The organism is Nonomuraea sp. NPDC049646 (assembly GCF_044465525.1).
Lineage (GTDB): Bacteria > Actinomycetota > Actinomycetes > Streptosporangiales > Streptosporangiaceae > Nonomuraea.
In genome coordinates this window covers 31176-48384 of record NZ_JBITLU010000024.1, presented here as the reverse complement: position 1 = coordinate 48384, position 17209 = coordinate 31176, and the positions used below count along the sequence as shown (strand labels likewise).

The 17209-nt window shown below is 71.1% G+C and carries 18 protein-coding genes; 8 read left to right on the top strand and 10 right to left on the bottom strand.

What is annotated here, in order from left to right:
* Positions 1–129 precede the first annotated feature (129 nt).
* The 6 genes from tsaE to ACIBQ8_RS45520 form a co-directional block, all read right to left on the bottom strand.
* Positions 130–582, bottom strand: a complete 453-nt coding sequence (gene tsaE, locus ACIBQ8_RS45545; RefSeq protein ID WP_352318666.1) for a tRNA (adenosine(37)-N6)-threonylcarbamoyltransferase complex ATPase subunit type 1 TsaE — start codon at positions 580–582, stop codon at positions 130–132.
* Complete coding sequence (locus ACIBQ8_RS45540) at positions 582–1634, bottom strand: alpha/beta fold hydrolase (RefSeq protein ID WP_397170667.1); 1053 nt, start codon at positions 1632–1634, stop codon at positions 582–584. The genes tsaE and ACIBQ8_RS45540 overlap by 1 nt, the downstream gene beginning before the upstream one ends.
* A gap of 19 nt (positions 1635–1653) precedes the next feature.
* Complete coding sequence (gene alr / locus ACIBQ8_RS45535; protein ID WP_397195265.1) at positions 1654–2802, bottom strand: alanine racemase; 1149 nt, start codon at positions 2800–2802, stop codon at positions 1654–1656.
* Between the two features lie 98 nt (positions 2803–2900).
* Positions 2901–4355 carry an NAD(P)H-hydrate dehydratase gene (locus ACIBQ8_RS45530; protein WP_397195229.1) on the bottom strand — a complete coding sequence of 485 codons (1455 nt, stop codon included), beginning with the start codon at positions 4353–4355 and terminating at the stop codon, positions 2901–2903.
* A 117-nt stretch (positions 4356–4472) separates the two neighbouring features.
* Positions 4473–4823, bottom strand: coding sequence for a holo-ACP synthase (locus ACIBQ8_RS45525; RefSeq protein WP_397170670.1), 351 nt, complete (start codon positions 4821–4823; stop codon positions 4473–4475).
* Between the two features lie 13 nt (positions 4824–4836).
* Entirely contained in the window at positions 4837–6240 is a 1404-nt protein-coding gene (locus ACIBQ8_RS45520; protein ID WP_397195228.1) for an alkaline phosphatase PhoX, read from the bottom strand.
* Between the two features lie 205 nt (positions 6241–6445).
* On the opposite strand from ACIBQ8_RS45520, the gene coaA reads away from it, so the two are divergent.
* Positions 6446–7348, top strand: a complete 903-nt coding sequence (gene coaA / locus ACIBQ8_RS45515) for a type I pantothenate kinase (protein WP_357982807.1) — start codon at positions 6446–6448, stop codon at positions 7346–7348.
* On the opposite strand, the gene ACIBQ8_RS45510 is transcribed toward coaA, so the two are convergent.
* Entirely contained in the window at positions 7320–7454 is a 135-nt protein-coding gene (locus ACIBQ8_RS45510; protein WP_397195227.1) for a hypothetical protein, read from the bottom strand. The two genes, coaA and ACIBQ8_RS45510, sit on opposite strands and share 29 nt — an antisense overlap.
* A gap of 63 nt (positions 7455–7517) precedes the next feature.
* On the opposite strand from ACIBQ8_RS45510, the gene ACIBQ8_RS45505 reads away from it, so the two are divergent.
* From ACIBQ8_RS45505 to ACIBQ8_RS45485, 5 genes are read left to right on the top strand one after another with little or no spacing between them, the layout of a single operon-like run.
* A complete protein-coding gene (locus ACIBQ8_RS45505; protein WP_397195226.1) occupies positions 7518–8444 on the top strand; it encodes a DUF389 domain-containing protein in 927 nt (308 codons plus the stop codon).
* A gap of 40 nt (positions 8445–8484) precedes the next feature.
* A complete protein-coding gene (locus ACIBQ8_RS45500) occupies positions 8485–9393 on the top strand; it encodes an ABC transporter ATP-binding protein (RefSeq protein ID WP_397170674.1) in 909 nt (302 codons plus the stop codon).
* Positions 9386–10240 carry an ABC transporter permease gene (locus ACIBQ8_RS45495; RefSeq protein ID WP_397195225.1) on the top strand — a complete coding sequence of 285 codons (855 nt, stop codon included), beginning with the start codon at positions 9386–9388 and terminating at the stop codon, positions 10238–10240. Before ACIBQ8_RS45500 ends, ACIBQ8_RS45495 begins: the two co-directional genes overlap by 8 nt.
* Entirely contained in the window at positions 10237–11151 is a 915-nt protein-coding gene (locus ACIBQ8_RS45490) for an ABC transporter ATP-binding protein (RefSeq protein ID WP_397170677.1), read from the top strand. The genes ACIBQ8_RS45495 and ACIBQ8_RS45490 overlap by 4 nt, the downstream gene beginning before the upstream one ends.
* Entirely contained in the window at positions 11152–11868 is a 717-nt protein-coding gene (locus ACIBQ8_RS45485) for an ABC transporter permease subunit (RefSeq protein ID WP_397170678.1), read from the top strand.
* 43 nt (positions 11869–11911) lie between these two features.
* Here ACIBQ8_RS45485 and glmM read toward each other — a convergent pair whose 3' ends face one another.
* Genes glmM through rplM form a run of 3 tightly spaced genes read right to left on the bottom strand, consistent with a single transcriptional unit; the run spans position 11912 to position 14254 of the window.
* Positions 11912–13261 carry a phosphoglucosamine mutase gene (glmM, locus tag ACIBQ8_RS45480; protein ID WP_397170680.1) on the bottom strand — a complete coding sequence of 450 codons (1350 nt, stop codon included), beginning with the start codon at positions 13259–13261 and terminating at the stop codon, positions 11912–11914.
* Position 13262: 1 nt separating this feature from the next.
* Complete coding sequence (gene rpsI / locus ACIBQ8_RS45475; protein ID WP_125644639.1) at positions 13263–13784, bottom strand: 30S ribosomal protein S9; 522 nt, start codon at positions 13782–13784, stop codon at positions 13263–13265.
* Between the two features lie 26 nt (positions 13785–13810).
* On the bottom strand, positions 13811–14254 hold the full coding sequence (rplM, locus tag ACIBQ8_RS45470; RefSeq protein WP_352328322.1) for a 50S ribosomal protein L13: 444 nt from the start codon (positions 14252–14254) through the stop codon (positions 13811–13813).
* A 322-nt stretch (positions 14255–14576) separates the two neighbouring features.
* On the opposite strand from rplM, the gene ACIBQ8_RS45465 reads away from it, so the two are divergent.
* Entirely contained in the window at positions 14577–15338 is a 762-nt protein-coding gene (locus ACIBQ8_RS45465) for a CAP domain-containing protein (protein ID WP_397170681.1), read from the top strand.
* Positions 15339–15392: 54 nt separating this feature from the next.
* Positions 15393–16472 (top strand): hypothetical protein, encoded by a 1080-nt coding sequence (locus ACIBQ8_RS45460; protein WP_397195224.1) that lies wholly within the window; start codon positions 15393–15395, stop codon positions 16470–16472.
* Positions 16473–17209: the final 737 nt, after the last annotated feature.

Here is a 17209-nt window from a genome sequence, read left to right as displayed (position 1 = left end):
AAAGCGGATGTCGCCCCTCCTGATACCCAGAAATTCTGGGCAAATCCCTGACCAACGATCATGATTTATGTCTTCGGTCAGGTACGTCAAGGGTGACAGCTTTGCCGGATATTGACGGAGGTTTTAGCCTTAGGCCGGATCAGACGGCGTGTCGGCCCACCGGTCGCCCACCCCGCGCAGGGTCACCAGGCGGGCGTCGTCGCCGGTCTCCCGGTCGATGTGGATCTCCAGCCGGTCTTCGGCCAGCCCCTCGACCAGGCCCTCGCCCCACTCGACCACGGTGACCGACTCCTCCAGCGAGGCGTCGAGGTCGAGGTCGTCGACCTCCAGGTCGCCGCCGAGGCGGTAGGCGTCCACGTGCACCAGCGGCGGGCCCTGCCGCAGCGACGGGTGCACCCGGGCGATCACGAAGGTCGGCGAGGTGATCGGCCCGCGTACCTTGAGACCTTCGGCGATCCCCTGGACGAGCGTGGTCTTGCCCGCGCCGAGCGGGCCCGACAGCACGATCAGGTCGCCGGGCCGCAGGTGGGCCGCCAGGCGGGCGCCGTAGGCCCGCATGTCCTCCGCTGTCGCCAGTCGCACTACAACTCCACTCGCTTGATCAGGTCGCGCAGCGCGTCGTTGACGATCCCCGGGCGCTCCAGCTGGATCAGGTGGGAGGTGTCGGGGATCTCGGTGACCTGCGCCTTGGGCAGCGCCGCCGCGATGGCCCTGCTGTGGTCGGGCGGGGTCAGCCAGTCGCGCTCGCCGTAGACGATGGCGGTCGGGACCGGGTCGAGGACGTGCAGCGCGGACAGCTTGTCGTGGTTCATCAGGGCCGGGTAGAAGGCGGCGAACACCTCGGTGGGGGTCTGCCTGATCATCGACTCGGCGAAGTCGACCACGGTCGGGCTCACGTTCGCCGAGTCGCCGAAGCCCATGTAGCGGGTGATCAGGAACGCGATGTCGCTGCCCGCGTGCCGGGTCTTGTCGATCAGCGCGCCCTTCCTGCCCAGCAGCGACACCGTGGACGGCGCGACCTTGTGCACGGCCTTGGACACCATCGCGGGCAGCCCCAGCGTCAGCTCGGCCAGCTTGCCCGCCGAGGTCGCGATGAGGGCGACCGCCCGGATCTTCTTGCCGAACAGCTCAGGGTGGCTGTCGGCGAGCGCCATGATCGTCATGCCGCCCATCGAGTGGCCGACCACCACGCACGGGCCGGGCACGAACTCCTCGATCACCTCGGCGAGGTCCTGGCCCAGCCGGTCGATGGTGCTGTCGTCGGCCGTCACGCGCTGCGAGCGGCCGTGGGAGCGGATGTCCCACAGCACCAGGCGGTAGTTCTCGCGCAGGTCCTTGCGCTGGTAGTGCCACGATTCGAGGTTGAGGCAGTAGCCGTGGCACATCACGATCGTCAGCGGCGCGTCCTCGGGGCCGTCGATCTCGACGTGGAGCGCCACCCCGTCGGAGGTGACGAGCGTGCGCTCCCTGCCGCGCAGCTCGCCGAACGGCTCGCTGGCCTCCTCGTCGTGCCGCAGCCTGATCCGGCCGACCGCGTAGCGCTTGGCCAGAGCCGCCGCCGCGACACCGGCCGACGCCGCTCCGACGATCGCGCCGGCGATTCCGACCCTGCGCCGCCGTGTTGTCGTCGTCATGTCCCCGATCCTTCTCCGCTCATGGCCGCTCCGGAGTGCCCGCCGTCACATGCTGGTGGACCCGTGGCACCCGGGAACCGATCCTGGTCACGATCTCATGCGTGATCGTGCCGAGGGTATCCGCCCATTCCTGGGCAGTCGGCTCGCCCCCGTCGCCGGGACCGAACAGCACCACCTCGTCGCCCGGCGACAAGGGGTCGTCGCCGACGTCGATCACGAACTGGTCCATGCACACCCGGCCCGCCACTTTCCGGCGGCGCCCGCCCGCCAGCACCTCGGCTCTTCCCGACGCGTGCCGGAGTATGCCGTCGGCGTAGCCGAGCGGCACGAGCCCGAGGGTGGTCTCGTGGTCGGTGACGTAGAGGTGGCCGTAGGAGACCCCTGACTCCTGCGGGACCCGCTTGACGAGCGCGATCCTGGCCGTCAGGGTCATGGCCGGACGCAGCCCGAAGTCGCCCAGCTCGGGGACGGGGCTCAGGCCGTACATGGCGATGCCCGGCCTGACCAGGTCGAAGCGGGCGGCCGGCAGCGTCATGACGGCGGCCGAGTTGGCCAGGTGCCTGATCACCGACGACCCGGCGGCGCCCGCCTGCTCGGCCTGCTTCAGCGCGCTCTCGAACGCCTCCAGCTGCTGCTCGACCGAGGGATGGCCGGGCAGGTCGGCGCAGGCGAAGTGGGACCACAGGCCGACGATCTCGACGACGCCCTCCGCCCGCAGCGCGAGCGCCCTGCTCAGCAGCCCCGGCCAGGCGGCCAGCGGCGCGCCGCCCCTGCTCATGCCGGTGTCAGCCTCCAGGTGCAGCTTGGCCGGACGCCCCACGCGGCGCGCGGCGGCCGCGATCTCGTCGAGCAGGCCCTCGTGGGCGGCCGACAGCTCGATGTCGTGTGCCACGGCCCGGTCGAGGGGCTCGCCGGGGGTGATCAGCCAGGCCAGGACGGGTGCGGTGACGCCGCCCTCGCGCAGCGCCAGCGCCTCGGCGACGAAGGCCGTGCCCAGCCTGGACGCGCCGCCCTCAAGGACGGCCCTGGCCGAGGGCACCAGCCCGTGGCCGTAGGCGTCGGCCTTGACGGCCCCCATCAGCTCGGCGCCGCCCGCCCGCTCCTTCAGCAGGGCCACGTTGTGCCGGATCGCGGACAGATCGACCCGCGCCTCGGCGGGGGTGGCCATCGAGGAGTACATCTCTCCAGTGTGGCAGCTCAGACGGGTGGTCGAGCGCGGTTCGCGCCGCTCAGGGCCGGGGTTCGCCGTGGACGGAGCGGATGGCCTCAAGGACGGGGTTCGCCGTGGACGGAGCGGATGGCCTCCGGGACGGCCGACGCCACCCCGGCCGAGGTGAGCGGCGCCCCGCGGGCGGCCAGCCGGCCGGCCAGCCCGTGGACGTACGCGCCGACCGAGCCCGCGTCGTAACAGCACAGCCCCTGGGCCAGCAGCGCGCCCGCCACGCCCGACAGCACGTCGCCGGTGCCCCCGGTGGCCAGCCACGACGTGCCGGTCTCGTTGACCCGGACCGGTCTGGCCTCCTCGGCCACCACCGTGGTCGAGCCCTTGAGCAGCACGGTCACGCCCAGCTCGGCCGCGGCCCGGCGGGCGTGCTCCAGCCGGGCGGCCTCGATGTCGTCGCGGCTCACGCCGATCAGCCGCGACAGCTCGCCCGCGTGCGGCGTGATCAGCACGGGCGCCCGCCTGCGCAGCAACGACCGGTCGCGGGCCACCAGCGTGAGCCCGTCGGCGTCGATCAGCACCGGGACGTCCGAGGCCAGCACGCGGGCGGCCAGCTCGTGCGCCCAGTCGCCGGTGCCGAGCCCCGGGCCGAGCAGCCACGCCTGGACGCGTCCCACGTCCTCGACGGACGGCCGGTCGAGCGGCGTGATCACCGCTTCCGGCCAGTGGGCGCGCACCTGCTGGACCGGCTCGTGGGTGCCCGCGTAGCGGACCAGGCCCGCGCCCGCCCGCAGCGCGCCGCCCACGGCCAGCACGGCCGCGCCGGTGTACAGGTCGCTGCCCGCGGCCACCCCGAGCACGCCCCTGCGGTATTTGTCGGACTCGTTGCCGGGTCTGGGCAGCAGGTCCTCCACGTCCGCGCGGGTCAGCGCCGCGACGTCGGGGTCGGGCAGGAAGGGGCCGAGCCCGATGTCGACCAGCTCGACCCGGCCCGTGTGCGCGGCGCCCGGATCGACCAGCAGCCCCGTCTTGTACGCCCCCATCGTCACGGTCACCCGCGCCCGCACCGCCACGCCCGCGACCCGCCCGGTGCTCGCCTCGACGCCGCTCGGCACGTCGACCGCGACGATCGTGCCGTGGGCCTGGTTCGCCTCCCGCGCCAGCCGGGCGTACGGCTCGCGCAGCGCGCCCGCGGCCCCGATGCCCACCAGCCCGTCCACGATCAGGTCGGCGTCCCGCACGGCTGACGGGCCGGCCACGCGGCCTCCGGCGTCGCGGAAGGCGCGCAGGCCGCCCTCGTGCGTCTTCGCGCCGGCCAGGACCGCCTCGACCCTGGCTCCCCGGCGGGCCAGGCGCTCGCCGGCGTAGAGGGCGTCGCCGCCGTTGTCGCCGCTGCCGACCAGCAGCACGACGCGGGCGCCGTACACCCGGCCGAGCAGGTCGGCGCAGGCGGCGGCGAGACCGTGGGCGGCCCGCTGCATGAGGGCGCCCTCGGGCAGGCGCGCCATCAGCGTGCGCTCGGCGTCCCGGATCTGGTCGGCGGTGTAGGCGGTCTTCATGGCCTCACTCCGTTCGGCTGCTCGGTCGCCATATGCCGCCGCCTTCCCCCGCTCCGGTCGTTGCGCTCGCGCCGCTCCCTGCGCGCGACGGAACCCCCTCGCGCGCATGATCCGAAACTATCCCTCCGCGATCACATAGGCCACGGCGACGCCCCCGTCATGGCTGAGCGACAGGTGCCAGCGCTTGACCCCGAGGCCGTAGGCCACCTCGGCGACCTTGCCCGACACGTGCAGCTCGGGCTTGCCCAGCTCGTCGCAGCGCACCTCGGCCTCCAGGTGCCCGAGCCCTCTCGGCGCGCCGAGCGCCTTGGCCACGGCCTCCTTGGCGGCGAACCTGGCGGCCAGCGAGTGCGCCGGCAGCGGCCGTTCGACGTCGGTGAACAGCCGCTCGCGCAGTTGCGGCGTACGTTCGAGAGCCGCCTCGAAGCGGGCGATGTCGACGATGTCCACTCCGATACCCAGGATCATCGTCCCAGGCTACTCAGAACAGGCCGCGCTCCCACGGCCCCCAGATGGCGAACGAGCGCCCCCGGACGGCCTGGACGTTGACATAGAGCGTCTGACCGCCCGGCCCGAACGTCGAGCCGGCGAACTCGGCGCCCGGATCGCCCGGGATCGGCTGGAGGCGGCAGAAGTCGAAGATCTCGCCCGTCCTGGTGAGGCCGCGCAGGAAGTTGTCGCCGTCGCCGTCCTCGCAGAGCACCAGCGTGCCGCGCCGGCTGACGGTCACGTTGTCGGGCAGGTCGAGCGCCGACGAGCGCGGCGACTCGTAGACCAGCCGCAGCCGCCCGCTCCACGTCTCGTACGCCCACACCTGCCCCCGCCCGTCGCCGAACCCGGGAGGCGGCCGGTCGCCCGGCGCGGTGGCCCCGCCCTGGGTGGAGACGAAGTACACCACGCCCTGGTGGAAGACCGCGCCCTCCAGCCTGGCGAAGATCGCCGCGCCGCCCGCGCGCCCCTGCCGGCCCACCGCCTGGACGGCCTCCTCGTACGGCGGCCTGCCGGTGAAGCGGGGGTCGGGCTCGTCGATGTCCACCCAGCGCGTGGCGTAGGAGGCCCCCGCCCGCTGCCCGCGCGACAGGTCGGCGCGCTGCTCGCCGTCGACGGCGAGCATCTGCAGCCGGCCGCCGTCGAGCAGCCGGCCCTCCCGCATCGGGTGCTTGGGCGGCAGGTAGCGGTAGAAGCCGGAGGGGAAGGAGAAGTTGTCCTCGGTGAGGTAGACGGCTCCGGTGGCGGGGTCGAAGGCGGCCGACTCGTGCGGGAAGCGGCCGGCCGACCTGATCGGGCGCGCGCTCGCGACCCCGCCGACCGGCACCTCGAACAGGTAGCCGTGCCTGCGCCTGAGCTTGCTGTTGTCGCTCCCGGACGGGTCGTCGCCCACGTCGGGGCCGTTGACCGTCTCCTCGCAGCTCACCCAGGCCCGCCAGGGCATGGGGCCGCCGGAGCAGTTGGTCATGGTGCCGTTGAGCGAGGGGGCGCTGCTGATCACCTCGCCGTGGCGGGTGACGTGCAGGGTCGAGGTGCCGCCGCCGGCCGCCGGGTCGTAGGCGGCGCCCTTGTCGCCGAACGCGCCGACCGGGCCGGTGACCTCGTGGTTGCGTACGAGGATCGTGCTGCCCTTGGGGCCGCTGAAGGCCGCCATGCCGTCGTGCCTGCCGGGGACGGTGGAGCCGTCGGTGAACCTCTCGCCCGCGGCGCTGAACGAGCGGTAGCGGAAACCGTCGGGGAGGTGCAGGCGCACCTTGCCGTCGCGCAGGTCGGCGACCGGTCGCAGCGGCCCGTAGCCGGCGGCGCGCCGCGCGCCGCCCCTGGCCCCGGCGCAGGCGACCCCGGCGAAGGGCCCGGCCACGGCCAGCACGTTGGCGAGGAAGCGACGGCGATCCACAGGACCTCCCGGGAGGCTACGTCCGGAACAGTAGCCGCCCGCCGGTTCCGGCACGCCCGGATCGTCAGGACCGGTCTTTCTTCCCGGAATCATGCTTTGGTAATCCCACGTTTTTATCCACAGGCTGTGGATGTCCGCCGCGCCGCACCCGCCCATGATCGCATTTGTCCCCCATCGCTACGCTGCCTAGGTGAACAACGGCTACGTGGAACTGAGCAGGGAGCAGTGGAGCGAGCTCCGCAAGAACACGCCCTTGACTCTCACCGCAGACGAGCTGGAAGACCTGCGCGGCGTCGATGACCCCATCGACCTCACCGAGGTCACCGACATCTATCTCCCCCTGACCCGGCTGCTCAACCTGCACTTCACCGGGTCCAAGCAGCGCAGCAGCGTGCTGAGCGCCTTCCTCGGCGACGCGGGGACGCGCGTGCCGTACATCCTGGGCATCGCCGGCAGCGTCGCGGTCGGCAAGTCGACCACGGCGCGGCTGCTGCACACCCTGCTGGCCCGCTGGCCCGAGCACCCGCACGTGGAGCTGATCACCACCGACAGCTTCCTCTACCCCAACGCGGTGCTGGAGGCCAAGGGCATCATGCAGCGCAAGGGCTTCCCGGAGAGCTACGACCGGCGCGCGCTGGTCAGGTTCGTGGCGGAGGTCAAGGCGGGCGCTCCCGAGGCGTACGCGCCCGTCTACAGCCATCTGGAGTACGACATCGTCCCCGGCGCCCGCCAGGTCGTGAAAAATCCAGACATCTTGATCATCGAGGGGCTGAACGTGCTCCAGCCCGCCCCGCCCACGTCCCTGGCCGTCAACGACTACTTCGACTTCTCCATCTACGTGGACGCCAAGGTCGAGGACATCCGCACCTGGTACGTCGAACGCTTCCACAAGCTGCGCCGCACGGCCTTCGAGGACCCGAAGTCCTACTTCAAGTACATCGCCGAGCTCACCTACGAGCAGGCCACGGACTTCGCGGTCAACGTCTGGCGCGACATCAACGAGCGCAACCTGGTCGAGAACATCGCCCCCACCCGGGGACGCGCCGACCTCGTCCTGCAGAAGGGCGCCGACCACGCGGTCAGGCGGGTACGGCTTCGCCGGACCTGAACACCTCGTGGAAGACGTAGGCGGCGAACCGGCCCGCGCACTCCTGGTCGTCGATGTCGGCGAACCAGCAGTCCTCACCGTGATCGTGGCATCTGAAGCGTGTCATGTGAGGCAGCCTCGCGTACGACGGTCAACGCGACGTCAATGTCCGATGGACAACAATGGCGGGGTGCTGCATCTCCGACTGATCATCCCCGCCGAGCGCACCGACGAGGCCGTCGCGCTGCTGCAGGAGTGCACGGGCGTCACCAACGTCATCGTGCTGCCCGGGGCGGCCCGCGAGCCGGCGGGCGACGTCGTCCTCTGCGACGCCGCCCGCGAGGCGGCCAACGAGGTGATCAGCCGGCTCAAGTGGGTGGAGGACGTCGGCTCGATCGCCATCGAGCAGGTGGACCTGTCGCTGTCCAGGGCCGCCACGGCGGCGGTCGAGGAGGCGCCCGGCGACCCCGACGACGCGGTGGTGTGGGAGGAGCTGGCCCACAAGGTCTCCAGCGAGTCCCGCATCACCTGGGCCTACCTGGCCTTCCTGGCCATCGCGACGCAGCTCGCGGGCATCGGCGTGCTGCAGAACTCGCCCATCCTGATCGTCGGCGCGATGGTGCTCGGCCCGGAGTTCGGCGCGATCGCCGCGATCTGCTTCGGCCTGCTGCACAGGCGCTGGCGCCTGATCATCAGCTCATTCAGGACTCTGGTCGTGGGCTTCACAGTGGCGATCGCCGTCACCTTCGCCTGCGCGCTGGTCTCGACCTGGCTCGGCTGGATCACCGAGAACAACCTCGGCGCCACATCCGAGGTCCACTTCATCGTCACTCCCGACAAATGGTCGTTCATCGTGGCCCTGCTGGCGGGGGCAGCGGGCGTCCTGTCGGTGACAGCGGGCAAGTCCTCGGCCCTGATCGGCGTGTTCATCTCGGTCACCACGGTCCCGGCGGCCGGTTACCTCGCCGTCGCACTCGCTCTGGGTGACTGGAAGGAGGTCTCCGGGTCGGTATCGCAGCTAGCGGTGAACATCCTCGGCATGGTCATCTCGGGCACCGCCACGCTGGTGGTCCAGCGGAAATTCTGGCCTCAAGTAGGACAGCGTTCATCCGTGTGAACGAGGCCAGGCCCACCCCGCGCCGGGTAGGGTCCGCCACATGCACATCCTCGCCACCGAGGGGCTGACCAAACGCTTCCCCACCGTCACCGCGGTCGACGGGCTCACGGTGACCGTGGGATCCGGCGTCACCGGGCTGGTGGGGGCGAACGGCGCGGGCAAGTCGACACTGATCAAGATGCTGCTCGGCCTGCTGCCGCCCAGCCAGGGCGCCGCGCGGGTGCTCGACCTCGACGTGACCGCGCAGGGCGCCGAGATCCGCCGGCTCGTCGGCTACATGCCCGAGCACGAATGCCTCCCTCCCGACGTCTCCGCGACCGAGCTGGTCGTCCACCTCGCCAGGATCTCCGGGCTGCCGCGCACGGCCGCCCGCGAGCGCGCCGCCGACGTGCTGCGCCACGTGGGCCTGGCCGAAGAGCGTTACCGCCCGATCGGCGGCTACTCCACCGGCATGAAGCAGCGGGTCAAGCTGGCCCAGGCTCTCGTGCACGACCCCAAGCTCGTCTTCCTCGACGAGCCGACCAACGGGCTCGACCCGCGCGGCCGCGACGAGATGCTGACGCTGATCAGGCGCATCGGCACCGAGTTCGGCATCAGCGTGCTGGTCACCTCCCACCTGCTGGGCGAGCTGGAACGCATCTGCGACCACGTGATCGTCATCGACGGCGGCCGCCTGCTGCGCTCGTCGGCGATCTCGGAGTTCACCCAGGCCACCCAGACGGTCACGGTCGAGGTCGAGGACGGCCTTGAGCCGCTGGCCCGGCGGCTGACCGAGACCGGCCAGACCGTCTCCCAGCAGGGCCGCCTGCTGGTGGTCAAGGTGCTCGGGCCCGAGACCTACGACGCCGTCCGCGACGCCGCCGTCGACCTCGACCTGTGCCTGATCCGCCTCGAACAGGGACGCCACCGCATCGAGGACGTCTTCAGGGAGGAGGCGGCCCATGTCTGAGATCTACGACATCGGCTACCGGCACTACGACGGCCCCCGCATGGGCGGCGCGTACGCCACCCGCGCGCTCACCGTCCACAGCCTGCGCGGCGTCTTCGGGCTCGGCCGTCCGGCGCGCAGCAAGATCGTGCCGTTCGCGCTGGTCGTCATCATGCTGATGCCCATGGTGGTGTCGATCGCGTCCATGGCGCTGGCCAAGCAGCGGCTCATCCCCTACAGCGGGTTCGCGGTGGTCATGCAGGCCGTGGTGGCCATCTTCCTGGCCTCGCAGGCCCCCACGGTCGTCGCCCCCGACCTGCGCCACCGCGTGCTGCCCCTGTACCTGTCGCGGCCGATCTCGGTCTTCCAGTACGTGGCCGCCAAGGTGATCGCGATGACCGCCGCGCTGTTCCTGCTGATCGGCGGGCCGCTGACGCTGCTGTGGGTCGGCGAGCTGGTCGTGGACCTGCCGGGGCCGCCGGCCACCGGCGAGTTCCTCGGCGCACTGCTCATGGCGCTGGTGCTGGCGCTGCTGCTGTCGGCGTTCGGGCTGGCCCTCGCCTCCTTCACGCCGCGGCGCGGGCTCGGGGTGGCCTCGGTGATGACGGTCTACCTGCTGTCCTCGGCGTCGGTGCCGCTGCTCTACGGCACGATGCTCAGCACCGGGAACGAGTCGTCGGCTCCCTGGGCCTGGTTGATGAACCCGTTCTGGCTGGTCGACTCCGTGCAGTCGTGGCTGTTCGGCACCCCGTCCCACGCCGACAGCGCGTACCCGAGCGGTCCCGCCTCGGCGGCGATCCTGGTGGTGCTGATCGCCGTCGGCCTGGCCGCTCTCGCGCTGCGCTACAGGAAGGCGGCCTCGCGATGAAGATCGAGCTCTCCCAGGTGTCCCGCTGGTACGGCAACGTGGTGGCGGTCAACGACGTGACCATGACGATCGGCCCCGGCGTCACCGGCCTGCTCGGCCCCAACGGCGCGGGCAAGTCGACGTTGCTGCACATGATGGCCGGGTTCCTGGCGCCGTCCGGCGGCTCGGTCACGCTGGACGGCACCCAGGTCTGGAAAAACCACCACATCTATCGAAATATCGGTCTGGTCCCGGAACGTGAGGGCGTGTACGGCTTCCTCACCGGCTGGCAGTTCGTCCTGTCCGCCGCCCGCCTCCACGGCCTCCCCGACCCCGTCGAGGCCGCCCGCAAGGCCCTGGCCACGGTCGAGATGGAGGAGCCGAAGGACCGCCGGGTGGAGACGTACTCCAAAGGCATGCGCCAGCGGGTCAAGGTGGCCGCCGCCCTCGTCCACGACCCGGCCGTGCTGCTGCTCGACGAGCCGTTCAACGGCATGGACCCGCGCCAGCGCCTCCACCTGATGGACCTCATCCGCGCCATGGGCACGGCGGGCAAGACGATCCTGTTCAGCTCGCACATCCTGGAGGAGGTCGAGCGGGTCGCCCAGCACATCGAGGTCCTGGTGTCGGGCCGGCACGCCGCCTCGGGCAACTTCCGCGAGATCAGGCGCCTGATGACCGACAGGCCCCACCTGTTCGTCATCCGCTCCAGCGACGACCGCAAGCTCGCCGCGGCCCTGATCCGCGACGAGTCGGCCGGCGGCATCACGCTCCGCCCGGACGGCCTGGAGGTGCAGGCGACCGAGTTGCGGCGCTTCGCCCGGCTGCTCCCCCGCGTCGCCCGCGACGAGGGCGTGCGCCTGCACCAGGTCTCCCCCGCCGACGAGGACCTGGAGAGCGTCTTCTCCTACCTGATCAACAGGAGCACCTGAATGAACACCGTGGTCGCCGGCATCACGTACCGCTCACTGCTCGGGCGTCGCCGCATCATCCTGCTCCTGCTGCTCCCGCTGGCCCTGATCGCCCTGGCCGTGCTGCTGCGCGTGGCGACCGGCGCCGACCAGAAGCTGGCCGTGGACCTGATGCAGAAGTTCGCGATCGCGGCGATGCTGCCGCTGCTGGGGGTCATCGCGGGCACCGGCGTCATCGCGCCGGAGATCGACGACGGCACCGTCATCCACCTGATGTCCAAGCCCATCTCCAGGCCCGTGATCGCCCTGACCAAGTTCGTGGTGGCGGCCTCGCTCATGGCCCTGTTCGGGGCTCTGCCGACGTACGTGGCGGCCTGGATCCTGGTGGGCGGCGAGGACGGCATCGCGACCGGCTTCGCCCTCGGCGCCCTGGTCGCCGGCGTCGCCTACGCCGCGCTGTTCCTGCTCCTCGGGGTCGTGACCAAGCACGCGGTCACGATCGGCGTCATCTACGCCCTCGTCTGGGAGGTCACGGTGGCGGGGATCATGGCCGGGGCCCGCAAGTTCTCGATCCAGGCGTGGGCCAACACCATCGCCGACCAGCTCTCCGACTCGCCGTTCCTGAGGTCGGACGTCACGATGGGCTTCGCCGTGCCGGCGCTGGTGATCGTGACCGTGGGCGCGGTCTTCTGGGCCGGTCGCAGGCTGCGGGTGTTCGCCCTCACCGGCGACGAGTAGCGGCCCGGCGGGTACGGCACGCGGCCGTACCCGCCCAGGCGCGTCAGGAGGCGCAGGCCGTACGGACCACGTCGGCCAGGCGGCCCGCCACCTGGTTGGCGTGCTCCTCGGAGGCGGCCTCCACCATCACCCGGATCATGGGCTCGGTGCCGCTCGGCCGGATCAGCACCCGGCCGGTCTCGCCCAGCTCCGCCTCGGCCTCGGCCACGGCGGCGATGAGCTCGGGCACCGACGCCTTGCCCTTGTCGACGTCCTTGACGTTGATCAGGATCTGCGGCAGCGGGGTCATCACCGAGGCCAGCTCCTTCAGCGGGACGCCCGACTTGGCCACAACGCCCAGCAGGTGGAGCGAGGTGAGCAGGCCGTCGCCCGTGGTGGCGTGGTCGAGCAGGATGACGTGACCGGACTGCTCGCCGCCCAGGTTGAACCCGTCGGACTTCATGCGTTCGAGCACGTAACGGTCGCCGACCGCCGTCTCGATCACGGTGATGCCGGTCTCGCGCATCGCCAGCTTGAAGCCCAGGTTGGACATGACGGTCGCGACCACGGTGTCCTTGGACAGCAGGCCGTCGCCGTGCATGGCGGCGGCGAGCACCGCCATGATCTGGTCGCCGTCGACGACCGTGCCGGTGTGGTCGACCGCCAGGCAGCGGTCGGCGTCGCCGTCGTAGGCCACGCCCAGATCGGCGCCCCTGGACACGACCACCTGCTGGAGCTTGTCCAGGTGGGTGGAGCCGTGCCCGGCGTTGATGTTGAGCCCGTCGGGCCTGGCGCCGATGGCCTCGACCCGGGCGCCCGCACGCACCAGCGCCTCGGGCGCGACCATGTGGGCGGCGCCGTGCGCGCAGTCGACCACGACGTGCAGGCCGTCGAGCGCGGCGGTCATCGTGGTCAGGACGTGCGAGATGTAGCGGTCGGCCTCGCCGTACGCGTCGCGCACGCGGCCGACCCCCGAACCGACGGGGAAGGACCAGCTCTCACCGAGCCGGCGCTCGATCTCGTCCTCGACCGCGTCGGACAGCTTGAAGCCGCCCCTGGCCAGGAACTTGATCCCGTTGTCCGGCGCCGCGTTGTGCGAGGCGGACAGCATGACGCCGAGGTCGGCGCCGAGCGCGGCGGTGAGATGGGCGACGGCCGGGGTGGGCAGCACGCCGAGGCGCAGCACATCCACTCCGGACGCCGCGAGGCCGGCGACCACTGCGGCCTCCAGGAACTCCCCGGAGGCTCGCGGGTCCCGGCCCACGACGGCCACGGGACGACGTCCCGTGGCCGCGAACGCGCCCGCATCACCGAGTACATGGGCGGCCGCCACGGACAGGTCCATGGCGAGCTCGGCCGTGAGGTCGCGACCAGCGACCCCACGTACCCCGTCGGTGCCGAAAAGGCGCGCCAATTTAGCGCTTGCTGTACTGCGGAGCCTTGCGGGCCTTCTTGAGGCCGTACTTCTTCCGCTCCGTGGCGCGGGCGTCACGGGTGAGGAAGCCGGCCTTCTTCAGCGGCGGGCGGTTGACGTCGACGTCCAGGATCGCCAGGGCGCGGGACAGGCCCATGCGCAGCGCGCCGGCCTGGCCGGTGACGCCGCCCCCGTCGATGCGCGCGATGACGTCGAACGCCTCTTCGGCGCCGAGGACCACGAAGGGCTCGTTGACGATCTGCTGGTGGACCTTGTTCGGGAAGTAGACGTCCAGCGAACGACCGTTGATCGTCCACTTGCCGGTGCCGGGGACGATGCGCACGCGGGCGATCGCCTCCTTGCGGCGGCCGGTGCCGTACGAGTTACCCGTGGTGACGGGCTTGCGCACGGGCGCGTCAGCGCTGGCAGCGGACTCGGTGGTGTACTCGGACGGGAAGTCCTCGCCGGAGAATTCCTCCAGCTCGGTCTCGACGACCGTCTCGACACCGGTGGGCTCAGCCACGGTTCTCCTCTAACTCTTTCGAACTACTACTGGGCGATCTGGGTGATCTGGAACTGCACCGGCTGCTGAGCCTGGTGCGGGTGGTCGGAACCCGCGTAGACCTTCAGCTTCTTGGCCATCTTCCGGCCGAGGGAGTTCTTCGGCAGCATGCCCTTGACGGCCTTCTCGACGGCCTTCTCCGGCCGCTTGTCCATGAGCTCGCCATAGGTGACGGAACGCAGACCGCCCGGGTAGCCCGAGTGACGGTAGGCCTTCTTCTGCTCACGCTTGTTACCGCTCAGCGCAATCTTGTCGGCGTTGATGACGATGACGAAGTCACCGGTGTCGACGTGGTTGGCGAAGATCGGCTTGTGCTTGCCGCGGAGCAGGTTCGCGACGTGGCTGGCCAGCCGGCCCAGCACGACATCGGTCGCGTCGATGACGTACCACTGACGCTGGACGTCGGCGGGCTTCGGTGAGTACGTGCGCACGGTCGTAGCCTTCTTTTGCTCGCGTCTTCGGCGCTGTCGGATGCGACAGCTACATGGGTCGGTCGGTGCGGGCACACGGCAGCCCGGACCTTCCGTCTCCCGAGCCCGATGGGCTTGATGATGGGAGATGACGCCGGACGCGCCGCGCATCGGTCACGCTGGACCTATGCACACAACGAACGATTAGGTTACCCGCCTATCGGCGCGCAGGTCAAAAGACCGGTAACCCTGCACGAGTCTACCCGACAGCAGAACGGTTCCATTTCGTTTCCCTGGGATCCCTTCTTTCCCAGTACCCGACATCTCTATCGTTAGCTGCGGTATGTGGCGGAACTCTCACACCCGGCAAACCCAGCGGGGCGCGCGGCGCCGGAACAGCCTGGGCGTGCTGGCCTGCCTGATGGCCGCGCTGTTCACCGGCGTGCTGCTCGGCCGGCTGTCCGACGACGTCGAGCCCACCGCCCACATCTACCTCAACGAGACCGCCCCGCCGGCCGCGGCCACCGCGCGTCCCGCGCCCACCGCCGGGCAGAAGGCCCAGCCCGAGCTGGACCGCATCCCGCGGCAGGCCAGCACGGTCAGGACGCCGCGCGGCAGGTCCACCCCCAGGCCCGCCAAGACCCCCGAAGGGCAGATCGCCGGCTTCGACGCCCCGGACGACCCGACCCAGGTGTTCACCGGCGGCGGCGACCAGGCCAAGGTGATCCCCGGCATGGCCGCCCAGGTCGTCACGCTCACCAACGCCGCCCGCGCCGAGCACGGCTGCGGGCCGCTGCGGGTGGACGGCAGGCTGGGACGCTCGGCGCGCGAGCACTCGCTGGAGATGGCCCGAACCGGGCAGCTCGCCCACAACTCCCCCGACGGCGCCTCCCCCTGGGACCGCATGGACCGCGCCGGCTACCACTGGGGCGCCGCCGAGAACATCGGCAACGGCTACAGCACGCCCGAGCAGGCCGTACGCGGCTGGCTGGACAGCCGCGACCACCGCAGGAACATCCTGGACTGCACCCTCAAGGCCATCGGCGTCGGCGTCGCCGCCGGACCGGACGGCCCATGGTGGACCCAGGACTTCGGAACTCAATGACGCACATCACGGTAATGTCTCCGCATGGTTTCCAACGGCAATGAGGAACGTGGCATGGACAGCGGTCCCCGCCGTTCGCGCAGGGAGCGCGCCGCCGAGAGCGAGACCACTCAGCAGTCTCCGTTCCCGCAGCCACCGTCTTCGCAGTCTCCGTTCCCCGGGCCTTCGCAGCCGCCGCCGTCCGCCCGCACCGGCCAGTTCCTGCCGCCGGAGCAGCCCGGCCAGTCCGGATCGTTCGGCCAGTCCGGATCGTTCGGCCAGTCGGGGGCGTTCGGTCAGCCGCCCTATTCGTCGCAGTCCGAGCAGTCGGCGCAGCCGGGACAGCCAGGACAACCGGGGCAGTCAGGGCAGGCGGGTCAGTCCGAGCAGTCGCCGCAGCCGCAGCAGAGCCGGGTCGGCTGGAGCCCCTACGACGAGGGCAAGCGCTCGCGCGCCCCGCTGTGGTTCGCGATCGGCGGCGTCCTGCTGCTGGGCCTGCTCGGCGGCGGCCTGGCGCTGATGTGGAACGCGGACGGTCCCAGCACCGCCGCGGCCGGCGCCCCCACCAGGACCTCCGCGCCGCTCCCCTCGGCCCCGCCCGGCAAGTACGGCTTCGCGGCCGAGCGCAAGACCGACCCCGACCCGATCACGGTCAAGGAGATCTTCGGCTCGACCAAGAAGATCAACGTCTCGGGACGCGCGTACGAGATGACGGTCACCAGCAAGGACAAGAAGTGCACCGACGGCGCGCTGGGCGACAAGCTCCAGAAGGCGCTCAAGTCGGGCAAGTGCACCCAGCTCCTCCGGGCCAGCTTCCGCGACAAGTCCGGCAAGGTGATCGGCACGATCGGCGTGGCCAACCTCAAGACGAGCGGCACCGCCAGCAAGGTGGCCAAGGTCGGCGACGCGAGCAACTACGTCAAGCCGCTGGCCGGCAAGGACAGCGTCACCAAGATGCTCGGCTCGGGCAGCGGCGGCGCCAAGATCTCGACGCACGGCCACTACGCGATCATGGTGTGGTTCCAGAACAAGGACGGCAGCAAGCCGGACAAGAAGGAATCCAAGCGCATCCTCGAAGCCATCAAGGACCTCAGCGACGCGACCGTCTTCAAGGCTCTGGACAACCGTTCGATGACGGGCAGCGCCCTCAGCTGAACCGGCATCCCACCCGATAACCCCCCAAAGAGGGCGGCGGATCCCGCGAGGAACCCCCATACCGACATAACGATCTCGCTACTCTCGCTAGGCTCGCCCTATGCGTGGCCAGGAACCCGGGTCCGAGCACGATCGCAGGGAAGCCGACCGTACGACCGCATCACCGATGCCACCGCCGAGTTTCGGCCGCATCGGCAGCGGCGTCCCGTCGGCGTTCTCTCCGTCAGGTGAACCGACCGGCGACGAGACGCGGGTTCCAGGTGGCACTCCACCGGAGCCGGCGGAGGCGTCCGCCGGCGTACAGCCGTGGGAGGTGGCCGGCGACGACTCGGCCCCCTACGACTGGTTCGCCGACGACACCCCCGACCCCACCGCTCCCCCACCCCCAACCTCCTCCACGCCCACCATCAGCACTCCCTTCGCCACCCCAGCCACGTCCTCCGGACCGGGCACCCCAAGCGCCTCCTCTGGGCTCAGTGCCCCAGGCGACTCCTCTGGGCCCCGGCCTGCAGGCGTGTCCTCCGGACCCGGCGCGCCAGGCGCGTCTTCTGGGCTCGGTGGCCTTCCCGGGACCTCCGGCCCCCGTGCGGGCGGCTCCTCCGAAGCCTCCGGTCCCTTCGCCGTCCCTGGGCCTCCCACCGCCTTCGGGGCGCCCGTACCCGCCACCGGCGCCCCCTTCGCGCCTCCCGGGGGCGACGCCTCCCAGGGCCCGAGAGTCGGCGAAGACACCGTCGCGA

Coding starts and splice junctions, on each gene's coding strand:
- ACIBQ8_RS45490 (WP_397170677.1), top strand. CDS start 10,237: ATGAAGATCGAGCTCTCCCAGGTGTCCCGCTGGTACGGCAACGTGGTG.
- ACIBQ8_RS45495 (WP_397195225.1), top strand. CDS start 9,386: ATGTCTGAGATCTACGACATCGGCTACCGGCACTACGACGGCCCCCGC.
- ACIBQ8_RS45530 (WP_397195229.1), bottom strand. CDS start 4,355: ATGAAGACCGCCTACACCGCCGACCAGATCCGGGACGCCGAGCGCACG.
- ACIBQ8_RS45540 (WP_397170667.1), bottom strand. CDS start 1,634: ATGACGACGACAACACGGCGGCGCAGGGTCGGAATCGCCGGCGCGATC.
- ACIBQ8_RS45485 (WP_397170678.1), top strand. CDS start 11,152: ATGAACACCGTGGTCGCCGGCATCACGTACCGCTCACTGCTCGGGCGT.
- ACIBQ8_RS45465 (WP_397170681.1), top strand. CDS start 14,577: ATGTGGCGGAACTCTCACACCCGGCAAACCCAGCGGGGCGCGCGGCGC.
- ACIBQ8_RS45525 (WP_397170670.1), bottom strand. CDS start 4,823: ATGATCCTGGGTATCGGAGTGGACATCGTCGACATCGCCCGCTTCGAG.
- ACIBQ8_RS45460 (WP_397195224.1), top strand. CDS start 15,393: ATGGACAGCGGTCCCCGCCGTTCGCGCAGGGAGCGCGCCGCCGAGAGC.
- ACIBQ8_RS45510 (WP_397195227.1), bottom strand. CDS start 7,454: ATGACACGCTTCAGATGCCACGATCACGGTGAGGACTGCTGGTTCGCC.
- ACIBQ8_RS45500 (WP_397170674.1), top strand. CDS start 8,485: ATGCACATCCTCGCCACCGAGGGGCTGACCAAACGCTTCCCCACCGTC.
- alr (WP_397195265.1), bottom strand. CDS start 2,802: ATGGCCACCCCCGCCGAGGCGCGGGTCGATCTGTCCGCGATCCGGCAC.